The 14,440-nt window shown below is 46.1% G+C and carries 9 protein-coding genes; 7 read left to right on the top strand and 2 right to left on the bottom strand.

The window, feature by feature from the left end; translation table 11 throughout:
- Positions 1 to 178 precede the first annotated feature (178 nt).
- The 3 genes from ACWAU0_RS19845 to ACWAU0_RS19835 all read left to right on the top strand — a co-directional run bounded on the left by ACWAU0_RS19845 (position 179) and on the right by ACWAU0_RS19835 (position 5,325).
- The gene (locus ACWAU0_RS19845; protein ID WP_458137663.1) at positions 179 to 4,042 is read left to right on the top strand and encodes an AAA family ATPase; all 3,864 of its coding nucleotides are present in this window, start codon (positions 179 to 181) and stop codon (positions 4,040 to 4,042) included.
- Between the two features lie 358 nt (positions 4,043 to 4,400).
- On the top strand, positions 4,401 to 4,742 hold the full coding sequence (locus ACWAU0_RS19840) for a hypothetical protein (protein WP_458137662.1): 342 nt from the start codon (positions 4,401 to 4,403) through the stop codon (positions 4,740 to 4,742).
- A gap of 349 nt (positions 4,743 to 5,091) precedes the next feature.
- Positions 5,092 to 5,325, top strand: coding sequence for a hypothetical protein (locus tag ACWAU0_RS19835; RefSeq protein ID WP_458137661.1), 234 nt, complete (start codon positions 5,092 to 5,094; stop codon positions 5,323 to 5,325).
- Between the two features lie 40 nt (positions 5,326 to 5,365).
- On the opposite strand, the gene ACWAU0_RS19830 is transcribed toward ACWAU0_RS19835, so the two are convergent.
- Together ACWAU0_RS19830 and ACWAU0_RS19825 are read right to left on the bottom strand one after the other, a co-directional pair.
- Complete coding sequence (locus ACWAU0_RS19830) at positions 5,366 to 5,692, bottom strand: hypothetical protein (RefSeq protein WP_458137660.1); 327 nt, start codon at positions 5,690 to 5,692, stop codon at positions 5,366 to 5,368.
- Positions 5,693 to 5,722: 30 nt separating this feature from the next.
- A complete protein-coding gene (locus ACWAU0_RS19825; RefSeq protein WP_458137659.1) occupies positions 5,723 to 6,757 on the bottom strand; it encodes a metallophosphatase domain-containing protein in 1,035 nt (344 codons plus the stop codon).
- A gap of 219 nt (positions 6,758 to 6,976) precedes the next feature.
- Between ACWAU0_RS19825 and ACWAU0_RS19820 the strand changes: the two genes are divergently transcribed.
- The 4 genes from ACWAU0_RS19820 (at position 6,977) to ACWAU0_RS19805 (ending at position 14,439) form a co-directional block, all read left to right on the top strand.
- Positions 6,977 to 7,294: a helix-turn-helix domain-containing protein gene (locus ACWAU0_RS19820; RefSeq protein WP_171695155.1), complete on the top strand. Its 318-nt coding sequence runs from the start codon at positions 6,977 to 6,979 to the stop codon at positions 7,292 to 7,294.
- Positions 7,295 to 8,171: 877 nt separating this feature from the next.
- Entirely contained in the window at positions 8,172 to 12,101 is a 3,930-nt protein-coding gene (locus ACWAU0_RS19815; RefSeq protein ID WP_458137658.1) for a response regulator, read from the top strand.
- A gap of 7 nt (positions 12,102 to 12,108) precedes the next feature.
- A complete protein-coding gene (locus tag ACWAU0_RS19810; protein ID WP_458137657.1) occupies positions 12,109 to 13,107 on the top strand; it encodes a response regulator in 999 nt (332 codons plus the stop codon).
- 168 nt (positions 13,108 to 13,275) lie between these two features.
- A complete protein-coding gene (locus ACWAU0_RS19805; protein ID WP_458137656.1) occupies positions 13,276 to 14,439 on the top strand; it encodes an MlaE family ABC transporter permease in 1,164 nt (387 codons plus the stop codon).
- The last annotated feature ends 1 nt before the right edge of the window (position 14,440 follow it).

Raw genomic sequence — 14,440 nt, 5'->3', positions numbered from 1 at the left:
TTGGTTTTTTGCGCCAGATTTAATAGTAGGATAGCTTTGTTTGATGGATAGTTAATATATTGGTAGCAAACTAACGCATTGGAGCCTATGTTGGTTAAGGGATTACCTTTAATACAATCCAAAAGCTAGATGCGCGCAGCTTACATTAATTTGAAATTTCGGATAAAACAATATTAGTATGGAAAGAAACTACGAAGAATTAAAAAAATGGGCGGAAAAAATCGGTTTCCAGGAAGTGTTTAATATATCTCAGAATCAAGCTATAAGTGGTATAGATAAGAGCATTGCTTACTCAATTGCACAAAAGCTCAAATCAGGCGGTATGCCATCTTTCAAACAGTTGCGACAACTAGAAAGAATATACAATCTAGTTTATAACACTGAAACAAAACAAACAGGACATGCCGCTAAAAATTTTGAGTTGTATGCAAGCCAAGATTCTCAAGATATTGATATAAAACATCTTTGCCTGAGAACAGCATGGCATGACGATAAGTGGAATGGGAATATCTGTAAGCATCCAGAAAGCAATGATTTTTGCATTGGTGAGTATTCCTTACTTTCCGAGAGAATTCGGCGTCTGCGAGTTTTAGAAATCGAGAATCAACCAAATTGTGCTGGATGCAAGTCAGATTCGCCTAATTTAGGTGAGTATCAGCCCCCTTGCTTTTGGTCTATAAACCTGTTCGGAAAACATAGCCTTAACTTTCAGCATGAGAATCCTGTAGCACCAGACTTTCCAAAAATTAAACAGGAGCTACCACCTTACTCCCTTATTTCCTGGCCATTCAAATTGGCGTTCGTCAAAGGCTTAGCAGAAGAGAAGAAAAAATACGGCAATTACTATCCAAAAGAGATTTTTGAAAACAGAATTAGAATTTTTCAAAGAGACATAAAACCTGCTCAGAGCGTAGTCTTCACCTATTGTAATTATAGCAATCCGATCTCCGGCGAAGATATGAAGTATCTGGTAACTGGTTGCGCTCTTCTTGCAGATCAAGGTAAGCCGGAATATTTCGATATAACAAGAGAACAACTCGCTAAGAAAGCAGAAGAACTTAAGCAACCCAATTTTCCTTCAATGAATTGGGCTCTACGCTACACCTTGGACTTCGAAGGTACTGGCATCAGGATTCCGTATCACGAATACTTGGACAGGCTTACCGCAGGGGGAAGCGGTATTTCGGAAGATTTTCTTAATGATATCGCAGTAACTATTGATGAACCAGAATTAAGAGATGGTTTTACATTCGTTGCCAAACATATTGATGATGATCAGGCAATCTACCTATTGATGAAAATTCGTCGAAGTTTACTAACTGTATTGGGACATGGATTTGTCGATCAATCAGAGACTGAATATCAACTTTTAAAAGTTGATGATTTAATCAACTTTACCTGGAATAAGCGAGGATACTTGCCAGGTCTCAAGAACTTGCTTTTAGCAATCCCTGGTATTAGGGAGCACTATTCTGCAAAGGTAAATGAACTTTTTGATGCCATTGATGTAGCTCAACAAGAGACTGTAACCGATTTTCGTGATGCGCTTGACGGTAATTCGAACTCATTGACTGATGAATTCGATGATTTATTGACAGAAGTTCAAGACTTTATGAGGGAGCAGTCAATAAGTAGCGAAGATATTCTCCGTCTTGCAAGTCTAAATCTAACATCGCATCAATTCAGCCGGATTAGTAAGAAAGAAGGTATTCACCATAAATTGTCTTCAATTTGTCAAAACCTATATCTTCTTTATGAAGAGTACGAGCCTGGAAAGGAAACTGAAGATGAGCTTTCTGGAGAGAAAATCGATGGGGAGATTGATCTATTTAAAATCGATATTAGCCTGATGCCGCTTGCTAAGTATCAGCGGCGCATTAAAGGTTTTCATGACTTCCATCCAACCGATAAACGAAGACTACGATCGGTAGTTATCCAGATTTTGCTAAATCGCGAAACAACAGGCGACTGTTTTCTTGATGTCAAGGAGATAACGAAACAGGCGGAATCATATTCGTTATTTTACAAAACCGATACTCCTTATTTAATCGAAGAGCACCTAGCTGATCCAGATAAAATCGTGGATCAGTTCTTTCGTGAAAAGTTAGTCATTCGAAAAGTTAATGGCCAAAACAACTATTATTTGAAAGAACTATATGATGATGAAGTTTTCATAAGGGACTTCGTCACGAATCTTATTGATCGTGATGATCATAATCTTTCTGCTAAATCGCTTGAAGCCGGTTTATCGGATTCGATCGAATCACTTCGTAACAAAATTGGGGATAGATTCGATCAAACGCTTTTCCGAGAAGAGCGAGAGCGTTTATACAGCAATATTGCAAGTAAATCATTTTTTGTTATAACTGGATTCCCTGGTGCAGGAAAATCCTTTGAGTTGCTTAAAATTATTGACTTCCTAAGGTCTCATAACGAAACACATGTCGTACTTTCGTTGACAGGCAAGGCTGTTATCAGATTGAAAAATAACGAAGAAGGAATTCGGTCAATTAATGCAAAAACCATCGATAAGTTTCTAATTGAACAAGAAAAAGCTAAGGCGCAAGCAGCCACCAGTATTATTCACAATCTGATTATTGATGAATCATCGATGGTAGATTTACCGAAATTCGCAGCGACTTTGCGAAGTATTGATACTAAGAACCTTAAGCGACTAATTCTTGTCGGCGATGCTAATCAACTTCCACCAATTGGTTTTGGCAAGCCGTTTTCGGATGTGATTGATATGATGGCCGAGAAACCGGGTGCCTACAATGACTATATTGTTCAGCTAGAAGTCAATTGCCGAGCAGAGATGAGTGATGAATTCATTGGATTTACTCGAATTTTCGCGAATGAAAGTAAGTTTGCCGAAGGATTTTTATCCCAAACAGCGCAAGAGGGTCATATTTGTAACAACGCCCTTGAGTTGGTTTTTTGGCGAACCAGTGAGGAATTACAGAGCAGTTTGGCAGCTAAAGTTAGAAATCTATTAGATATCGAAGGTTATAGACCAGATCAGTTACCAAGTTTTCTAGGAATAGAAAATTCATTTCAAAAGCCCAGTAAGCTCGAAAGATTTCAGGTTCTCTCACCATATAGAAGTGGATATTATGGAGCATCAGGACTCAACATCCATTTTCAGGATCACTTGAGGCCCAATGTGCCGTTTGAGCGTAAGAGCAGTGATGTTGTTTTCAAGATATTTGACAAGGTCATGCATACTCAGAACGAATACAATGGTAACGAGTTATTAGTCTCAAATGGCTCACTTGGAGCCATTCTCAACAATGGGCAAGTATTTTTCGTAGATAACGAAAAAGCTATTCGTATAGATTCGCTACGCACTAAAAGCATGCTTGAACTTGCCTACGCAATAACTGTGCATAAATCACAGGGCAGCGGGTTCAATCATGTATTCATTGTGTTGCCCGGAAAAGCGCAATTTACGTCGCGTGAATTGCTTTATACGGCGTTTACGCGTGCAAAGAATAAAGTTACTATTTTCCTTCAACAGGGCAATGGCATAACGGATGCTCCTGAGTTTTTCAATAAGATCAGGTCTAAAAGCGCAGTCTTTGGGCGGCGAACAAGTCTATTCACGGAGAAGGGGCAATTTTATGCGTATGCTCCTGATGAAGGTGTAATAGTAAAAAGTAGGGTTGAGTACATTATTTATAGAAAGTTGTTAGAAGCACAGGCCCGACATGGCAATTTCACTTTTGCTTATGAAGAAACCTATCAAGTTGTTGATAAGCCATTTGATATACATCCTGATTTTGTAATTCGGTTTATGGATAATCGGGTAATTTATTGGGAACATCTAGGACGAGTTACTAGCCAGTCTTATATGAAAGATTGGGATAAACGGCGTAAAATTTATGAGGATCAAAACGATTTTGACAAGGTAGTAACTTCAGATGAATTGCACGGAATCAGCGATGAGAAAATTGAAAATATTATCGAAAATATAGTCAAAAATGCACAGATTACAGAGGATAATTCTAATAGGTACTCAAATATGCATTTTTCATTACGGTAGCGATAATATTAATATGTCCGGTTAAGTGTGCTTATTCAGTAGTTTTGGATGTTTTTTGTATTCTGACTTTTATCCGAATGAGACGGATGACGATGCGCTAGTGATTTATTATGCTATTTTCAAATGTTGATAAGCCACTAATTACAACTAGAGCTCTAATGATTTACGCAAAGTTTTCTTGCTAAGAATTTAAATTTATTTCAATCAAGGCGTTTAGCTTAGATACAGAACAAAATACACGACGAAAAAGTTATCATGTATCAATAAAATATTGATAATAGTTTATCATCTATATATTAACAATCAATCATAATTTGCATATAATATAAGTATGGATAACTTATAATGCAAACCGATTATGAAAGATAATAGAAACTCAATAGCCAACGACATTTATGTCAATCTTGTATATAACGACATACTAAACCGCATTTTTGAGACTAAAGAGCTAGTTGACGACGAAGGGCAAACTCTCCCAGAAAATGAAAAACAGGAACTGATCACTGTTTTTAAACAGTCGATTGGTATTATGCCAATCAACACATCATCAACTAATCGCCTGACAGACAAAAAACAAGAATCAATGTCTATCAACAATTGTGATTGGGTTAGCAAGCCAAAAAATGGTGAGAAGTGTCCGGTTTCATTAAACCATTTCATTTGCAAGAAGGTGCGATCCGAGAAATACCTCTATATCTGATTGTGACCCGTTCAGACTTTGCTGGGCCAGGCATGGAGCGCTTGGCATCGTTATTGAAAGAATCAGCGAATTTTTATGGAAGAGTGATAGCCATATAGAGTGTTCGAGCTTGAGTTTTCGTTAGCGCAAAATCAACGAAAGCCAAGTTCCCCAAAAAAAGCCTATCCACCGCTGTCCCCCAACGTACATCTTTGCCAAAAACCGTTATTCTAAAACGTCACACGCCCCACCAACTGACATCCAATTACAGCGCCAAAAAATTTTTTTCACGTTTCGACGACGCAGCCGTCAAACCACCTTGGCCCGCCTATAATAGAGGTTCTTAACATAAACAAAATCTGGTGTAAAGATGACCGACAATAACATTTCCTCTGCTAACCCTAACCCAAAAAAGCTTAACGCCCAACAATGGGGAGCAATACAATTTAAAGAAGCACTTGATCAGATGATCGCTGCTAGCGAAGAATGCAATTTTGACGATTTAACCCAGCAAGATGCGACTGTATTGCATTTGTTTGCTCATAGGTTGCTAAGCGCTGCGTCGACATTGCATTTAACATGCAGACCTGACGTCCAGCATTAATCTCTCTAGAGCAGCATCGCGCAAAGGAATGCGCGAATTGCTATAAATCGGTCGGCTCGTAATCCTCTACTATCTCTACTGACCCTAGCTCTTCACTTTTAAGATAAGCCGACCAATACTGGTAATTCTCGTTCATTATGCCGCTCATGCCATACGCTCGCTTGTTGCATCGATAAACGCTACCTGACACGTTACTAAATTCATAGCAATCGGCATGTTCTTTGATTTCAGTTATCCCAGAAGATAGCTTCCAACTATCTGAGCCGCCATATCCGCCGTACCAGCCAGCCAAAACTTTACGGACAGGTTCGTTCTCAAGCTCTCTAAATTCAACCACAACCCACCGGTCCGGCGTATTAAGAGTCATAACTTTCTCCAATAATCCAATGTAATATTTTTATAGGTCAACAACAATCGGCTCATTAACGAGCCAATATTTTTCATTACGTAGCGAAGCATTGACGTAGATTGTTCCATCACGCTCTACCATTCCATAGCCTTGGTGAATGTGCCCGAAAACATGCAATCTCGGTCGTATACGCTTCAGTGCTTTTGCTAAATCTTCACAGCCAACATTGTCACCGTACACGACGTCTAAAATTCCATAGGGCGGCGAATGAGTAATCAAAACATCTGTATCTGAAGGTATTTTTGCCCAGACATCAGCCAGTCTCTGGCCCCTTGGAAGATTGAATGCCCAATTTAGGTACCAAGGCTGCCAAGGAGAACCCCAAAATTTCAATCCAAAAAACTCGCCGCCATCGTCTTCTAGATAAATAGCGTTTTTCAACAACATCTTGGATTCCGCTGGAGTGCTCAGCGCGAAAACCCAATCATGATTGCCGGCGACGACAAGTTTCAGAGAATGGGATTGCAGCGCAAGAAAAGCATCGAAATCGTCGAGTTCAGATTTATTTCCGACTCCGCATATGTCACCAGCAATAATCAGTATGTCCCCATCAGGGACAGTGAAATCAAGGGGGATATTATGCAAATCGGACATACAAACTATTCGTATGCCTAAATTCCCCTTAGCCAAGTTTTTCTCCCTTGGGCTCAATCGGTAATCGTTAAGCTTGGCTAGTGCAAATTCTTGTTTGTAATACTCGATGACTTGTAAGAAGTTAGGGAATCGATTGCTCAATTCTTCAAGGTCGCCAATTATCGTTTTCGGAATTTCGACAAGTGGTAAATATCCGTTTGTATCCTCTAAATGACCGAGCAAGCGCTTGGAATTTATACGTGAGTTACTGCTACGGCCATTTTGCTCGGCGAATGCTTCAATCTTGTCAGTATCAAAGACACGGACGTATTTTGGTTCTTTGCGATCGACGACAGGCAAGTCATCGGCTTCTTGTTTTTCGACTTCAGATTTGACGGCTTTCTGTCTCAGGTATGCTGCAAAGAGTTTGTTCTTGTCATGCGTGTACATTTTGTTGCTCGAAAATCAATAAATAGCGTTCTGGCAGCTTGGCGTCAGATCGCTACTTTGGCTGTACGGATTCATTACTGGTGTTTTTGATGGGAATGACTATACACGACACTTCAAAAAATGTCTAACAAATAGGGTGTAAACAAATAGGGTGCGTATATCTAGCGTAGCCATAAAGACCACACTCTTATAGAGTGTCTGCTTTTTGCCGGTAGCAAGATGACGGAAGAAACTACGCTGCCTGACTTGTCGCAATTATTTGGTAGGCGTTTAGCTGTGATACGAAAGCTCCGAGGTCTATCGCAAGAGCGATTTGCAGCAGAAAGTGGGTTAGCTCGGAGCCACGTGAGCGGCATTGAGCGGGGAAAGATCAATGTTTCGTTGAGCACAATTGGAACGATTGCGCAGACATTGTCTGTTGAGCCCAAAGAGCTTCTGGATTTCTATTCAACGACTATATTGGAAACAAACGAAGGCGAGAAATTGCTCGGCGAGGGCGAGTTGAAGTGCACTAACGGAAAAAATATGCGGCCTTAAAATGTGATTACATATAAGCACCAGCAAATGATTATTAGGACAAATACCCCGTTTTTTCCAGCGTAATGCTTCATATTGCTAGTATGACGCGAGCGCAGTAACATCTGTTAATGCTACGTTAATGTCTTCCAGCATGCATACGGATTACCTGCTGGGCGTAATCATTTTTCAAGATGGGGGTGCTTGATTGTGGATAGATGTGGCAAACAGATAAGCCTACTTCAGAGACGGTTATGAATGGCATATCCATATGATATGGTTAGACAAAAATGCTTTGTTGCGTTTTCTAGCTAAAAATGGGCAAAATTTAACAATTAAGGAGATAATTTGTTAAGCTTTAATGTTATTATTTATCGTAAATCAATAAGTTATGAGTATTTTGTTTTATGAGTGGTAGAAAGAACCTTTTTGAGACTTACCTTAGAAGAAGCAAAAAGCCCCTACTCAGGGGCTTTTTTATAGCGCGCGAAATCTGTTTGTTCTGCGCCGTCTAAAACGCCACTTTACATATTATCCGCTGTCTACAGATACTAGAGCCCCTCGATATTTGCCGCAATAAACTCATCTGGTAAGCTAGCGTTTTAGAGGGCTACCTAAAGCACGGGGGGGGGCATATGTTTTTCGGTTTGCGCAACATTTTCATAGCGGATGACAAAACGTGCCGGTTGATACTTGCCGAGCAGCGTTGGCAATACACCGGGTCTGACGCGGCGACAGTCTCCGATTCAGTACGTTCGTTAGTTGTTTTTAGACTGGCAGCTACACACCTGAATTGCTGCAGGATTGCTAATAAAGTGGCGGCCGGCATTGTTTTGCATGGATAACTTTTGCATTTTTATGCGTTGCGCAACGGCTGAATGTTGCAGGGTTTATCGCGGTGATTAAGGACACGCTGATTAAATTCTTCGACCCGCTCAGGTTTAACCAGCAGCGAAATCGGCATGCTGAGCGTTTTCTGCAGATCCGCTTCCAACGAATTCCCATCCACTTGACTTCAATTGTGTCTGTGGCGATACCTATGGCCGCAGGTTTACTGCAATGGTCGCTATGGTCCGCGCTGTCGCCCCTGACCTGGAGTTTGTTTTATCCGGCGGTATTTTTAAGTGCCTACTTGGGAGGAGTGCTTAGCGGCCTGCTTGCTACCGCAATGGCCGTTTCAATGGGTATCTATTTTTTTATCCCGCCTGAGGGAAGTTTTAACATTGCGGACGTGCGTTATTACTATTCCACGGCGATTTTTTCCTTGATGGGGCTGTCGTTTAATCTGGCTTTCGAACAATTGCGCCGCTCCAAAGCCGAATTGCAGCGCATTGCCAGTTTGGAATCGGAGGTTAACCACCGGCGTTTGAACCAAGCACTTCGCGCTGCCAACGCCGGTATCTGGGAGTGGAATTTACAAACCAACGAAAATCAATGGGATGAAGGTTTGTGGCGCCTGTATGGCTTGGAGCCGTTTGCTTGCCAAGCAAGCTACGACGTCTGGCTGTCCACTGTGCATCCGGATGATCGCGCCATCGCGCAAGCGGCAATTCACCAAGCGGTACAGCAAAATATCGAGTTGAACGTGGAATGGCGGCTTGCCGCACTAGTCGACGGCCGGGAGCGTTGGCTGATGTCGCGTGGTCAACCAGAGTTGGATGAGAAAGGTCGGCCTCTACTCTATCGAGGTATTGTCTTAGACATCACCGAACGCCGGCAAATCGAGCAAAGCCTGATAGAAAAAGAACGGCTGCTGGCAGATTCTCAGGCCGTGGCTCATATTGGTTCTTGGGTTCGCTACCTACCTGGCGGCCAAGCGATGTGGAGCGAAGAAACCTTTCGGGTATTTGGCCTATCACCCGAAACCGATCAAGCCTTATCCATGGAGCAGTTGTTGGAAACGGTGCATCCCGATGACCGTGCCGCCAGGCGCGCCTGGCATCAGGACTGTTTGGCGGGTAACAGCGGTAACGGTTTGGAATACCGTATTTGTACCCCGCTAGGACAGCAGCGTTGGGTGTTGTCCAAAGCCAAACTGGAGACCACGGCCGATGGTCAACCCTGGCGCTTGATTGGGACCGTGCAAGACATCACCGAAGCCAAGCTTGCGGCCGCGGAAAAACAGCGTTGGATCGATGCTTTCCGCTATTGCGGGCACGGTATAGCCATAGGCAACCCCGAGACCGGCCGCCTGGTAACCTGCAATCCGGCGTTTGCCGAGATGCTGGGTTACGACAACGCCGATCAGTTTGAAGGCCAACTCATTCTGTCCCTGTACGCGCCGGAATACGTCGAATCGGCCGCACAGCGTCTACATGAAGCCGACCAATTCGGCAAAATACGTTACGAATCGGTTTATCGGCGCCAGGATGGTTCTAAGTTTGACGTGGCGGTGGATTTGGTCAGCGTCAAAAATGCCGAGCAAAAGGTGATGTATCGGGTGGCCACGGTACAGGACATCAGCGTGCGGAAAAAACAGGAAATGGAATTGCTGCAATATCGGGATCATTTGCAGAACCTGGTCGAACAACGGACGGAACAGCTCAACCAAGCCTTGCAACGCGCAGAGCATTTGACGCAGGTAAAAAGCAGTTTTGTGGCGAATATGAGCCACGAAATCCGCACGCCGATGAATGCGGTGCTGGGGTTTTGTTATTTGCTGGAACAACACGCGCTGAACGAAGAAGAACACAGTTTGGTGCGGAAAATTCGTGATGCCGGGCGTTCTTTGTTGGCGATCATTAACGATATTCTGGATTTTTCCAAAATCGAGGCCGGACGCCTGGAGATCGAAAACCTGCCGTTCCGGCTCAGCGATATGTTCGATCACCTTGCGGCCTTGATGGCGGCGGCAGCCGACCACAAAAATCTGGAATTGATCATTATCCCGCCGGCCGGTGTCGATGCTCTGATCGGCGATGGCCTGCGCATTCAACAAGTCTTGATTAATTTACTCGGCAATGCGATTAAATTTACCGAAAAAGGCGAAGTCGTGTTGCGCGTGACTGTCGATGATTGGCAAAGCGGCGATACGGTGGCGGTGCGCTTTGCCGTCAGCGATACCGGTATCGGTATTTCCGAACCGCAATTGGACGATGTGTTTGCCGCCTTTACCCAGGCAGATAATACAATCAGCCGCCGCTTTGGCGGCTCCGGCCTTGGCTTGGCAATTTGTCGCCAGCTGGTGAATTTGATGGGGGGCGAGTTGCGGGTAAACAGCGTAGCCGGCCAAGGCAGCGAATTTTGGTTTGTCCTGCGGTTGCAGTGGCATCTTGACTGCAATCCGGCGCAGTCTCTCCCGCATTTGCACCATTTGAAATTGCTGGTGGTCGATGATTGTGAGACTACGCGCGAAGCCGTCAATACCTCGGCGCGAAGTCTTGATTGGCATGCCAACGCCGTCGACTCGGGTGAGGCGGCAATCGTCGAACTGCTCGCCAGTTTGGAACGCGCCGAGCCTTATGACGTGCTGTTGCTGGATTGGCCCATGGCGGATGTCGACGGTACGAGTATAGCCGAAGCTATCCGCGCTTCATTGGCGGCGGTTAACCCAGATCAGCCGCGTATAGCCATTATCTTGATGATCAGCTCATCTTATTCCCGGGAACTGCTGGCGGTTGATGCCGATATGAAGCATGTCGAGGGGATATTGAGCAAACCGGTAACCCCTTCCGCATTGTATAACGCCGTCGCGGCGGTATTGTCGAAACCCCCGCCGCTGCCAGTTTTGCCGGATAAATCGTCCAATTCGGCAGGCACACGTATGCAAGGTCTGCGAATACTGGTGGTGGACGATAGCGACATCAACCGCGAAGTGGCGAGGCGCATTTTGGAGTCGGAGGGCGCGCAAGTCAGCTTGGCCTGCGACGGCCAAGACGCGGTGGATTGGTTGTTTAAAAACCCTGGTGCTGTGGATTTGGTATTGATGGATGTGCAAATGCCGCGCATGGACGGTTATGCCGCCACTCGGCGGATACGCAAAAATCCGGCGTGGTCTGATTTACCCATCCTGGCACTCACGGCCGGCGCCTTTAAAAACTTGCAGGAAGCAGCGCTGGAAGCCGGTATGAACGATTTTATCGCCAAGCCCTTTAACGTACCGCAAATGCTGGCTTTGATCAGGCGTTGGACAGGAAACAATTCGCCGCTCGGAGTGACGGGGCTGGCATCCGGCGATCTGGATGACGGGTTGATTCCCCGCGGCCAATCCGCCCCACTCATTGTGCCGACAACTCCAGACCCAGACGAGTGGCCGGGAATCGATGTTAACGCCGGCCTTAAAATGTGGCATAAGCGCGATCTTTACCAGGCCTATCTGGCACGCTTTGTCGAGCAGTATCGCACAGCCGGACGGGACATTAGTGTCGCGGCCGAGCAAGGTCAACTTGCCGAGCTTGCCACCCTGACGCACAAGTTAAAAGGCGCGGCTTACGGTTTGGCTCTGACCGAGGTAGCCAAACGCAGCGTCGAACTGGAAACGGCCTTGCATCACAGTCAGCCGTTGGCTGCGGCCGCCGCAGCGCTGCAACAGGCGCTTGACGTGGTGATCATCAGCATCGGTAACTTAAGCGCAAACACCCAGTCACCGCTTGACCATAGTGCTCAACGCGAGGCGCCCGATGGTATCAAACCCTTGTTAAGTGAATTATTAACGGCGCTGGATGAAGATAACCCCGGTCATGCCGAGCGCCTATTGCTGACATTGGCGGGCTTGGTAGATACCGAGTTATTGGCGCCGCTCGCGACACAAATTCGCGACTATAATTTTCGGCAAGCTGAAAGCTTAGTTCTGGCGTTAATAAACCAGCTCGATATACCAAAACAGTAAGATACCCATGCCTAATAATCCGATTTTGATCGTGGATGACGAACCCGCGAATTTGGCGATACTTCGTGAAATTCTGGAGCCTACCTATCGTTTGGTGTTTGCGCGTAACGGTGAGGAAACCCTGCTGGCGGTTGCCAAACACCGGCCGAGTTTAATTTTGCTAGATATTCAGATGCCGGATATGAACGGCTACCAAGTTTGTCGGGCTTTGAAAGCCGATCCGGTCACCGAAACCATACCGGTCATATTCGTCACGGCTTTATCCGACTTGGGCGATGAAGAGCAAGGGTTTGCGGTGGGTTGTGTGGATTACTTGAGTAAGCCTGTTGTACCCAGTCTGGTGCGCGCGCGAGTAAAAACCCATTTATCATTGGTAAGAGCGACGCAGTTAGAAAAAAGCCACCGCGACGCCATCTATATGTTGGGCGAAGCCGGCCACTATAACGATAACGATACCGGGGTACATATTTGGCGGATGGCCGCTTATGCTAAAGCCTTGGCCTTAAACGTCGGCTGGACGTGTGCCGATGCCGAATTGCTGGAGTTTGCCGCGACGATGCATGATACCGGCAAAATCGGTGTACCCGATGCGGTACTGAGTAAACCGGGTGCGCTGGATGAAGACGAATGGCGCATCATGCGCCGGCATTGTCAGATTGGTTACGATATTCTGTCGAAAAGCGATGCACCAATTTTTAAACTGGCGGCCGAAGTGGCCTTGTCGCATCACGAAAAATGGGACGGCACCGGCTACCCGAATGGGCTGGCTAACCTCAATATTCCCGAATCGGTGCGTATCGTCGGGGTGGCCGACGTGTTCGACGCGCTAACCATGCGCCGGCCTTATAAAGAAGCATGGCCGGTCGATAAGGCGGTCGCGACTATCCGCGAAGGCGCCGGGCAGCATTTCGATCCGGCGATGGTGACCTGTTTTCTGGATATTCAACCGCAAATTTTGCAAATCAAGGCCGACTGGGAAACTCGCGAATTGGCGAAAACTTCATAGTTACTGATAAGCTTTTTGCTGCCGACATGCCGATTTTGAAGATGCAGGGCTATTCAGTCAGAGCAGTTGCTCCCGGCTATTTTTAGGAAAAATACTTCTCAGTCGGCTATTGCCATGCGTCGGTGTTCTGCGCATACTTGCGGCTAAGTTTTATCAGTATCAACAGGGATGAAAACGTCAAAAATCCTACCGCCAGCCATCAATAGTGCTCCAAGCTGCGCCATCAGCGCGATTCGTCAGGCAAAGACCTTGGAAATTGCCTTATCCGGAGACTGGGTGCTGGATGCGCAATTACCCGCTTTGGAACCCATACTCGCGCAGATTGAAACCCCGGCTATCGAAAAAATCGTCGTGTTTACGGCGGCGCTTGGCCGTTGGGATAGCATGTTGGTGACTGAATTAATTAAGCTAATTGATTACGCCGAGCAAAAACAGGTGGCTGTGGATAAGACCAGCTTGCCGGCATCGATTCAAGGCTTGCTGGCTCTGGTTGCCGCCGTGCCGGAGCGCGTCGATGCGCACCGCGAGCAAACCCAGAGGTCGTGGTCGCAGGCTTTGGCGGTCAGCACCGGCAAAGCCATCCAGCATGGCAAGGAGATGTTGATTTTTGTCGGGGAAATGATGATCAGCACCTTCGCCACGTTGCGCGGACAAGCCCACTTTCGCCGCCAGGATTTATGGCTGTATATTCAAGAGTGCGGGCCGTCGGCGTTGCCTATAGTCACCTTGATCAGCTTGTTGGTAGGGTTAATTCTGGCTTTCGTCGGCGCGGTGCAGTTGTCTTTGTTCGGTGCGCAAATTTACATTGCTAACCTGGTTAGTCTGGGTATGACCCGGGAAATGGGCGGTTTGATGACGGCCATTATTATGTCCGGCCGCACCGGCGCCGCGTATGCCGCGCAGATTGGCACGATGCACGTCAACAGCGAAATCGATGCGTTAAAAACCATGAACCTGGACCCGATGGCGTTTCTGGTGTTGCCGCGCATGTTGGCCTTGATCATCATCATGCCGCTTTTATGTCTTTATGCCGATTTGATGGGCATCATCGGCGGCGGCTTCGTCACGGTGAATTTTTTTGACGTGTCATTGACCGAATATCTTGACCGCACCGCCCATGCCGTGAAGATGAAGGATTTCATTATCGGTTTCGTGAAGTGCTCGGTGTTCGGGATTTTGATTGCGCTATCGGGTTGTATGCGCGGCATGCAATGCGGCCGCAGTGCCTCGGCGGTCGGCGATGCCGGCACGTCGGCGGTGGTCACGGCCATCGTGTTTATCGTCGTTGCCGACTCGGTAATGACCATCATCTGCAACCGGCTGGGGATTTAAC

This window comes from Methylomonas sp. Uni0009, from assembly GCF_054188105.3.
Note: the sequence above shows the minus strand (reverse complement) of the source record. Positions and strands in the feature narration are given on the sequence as shown.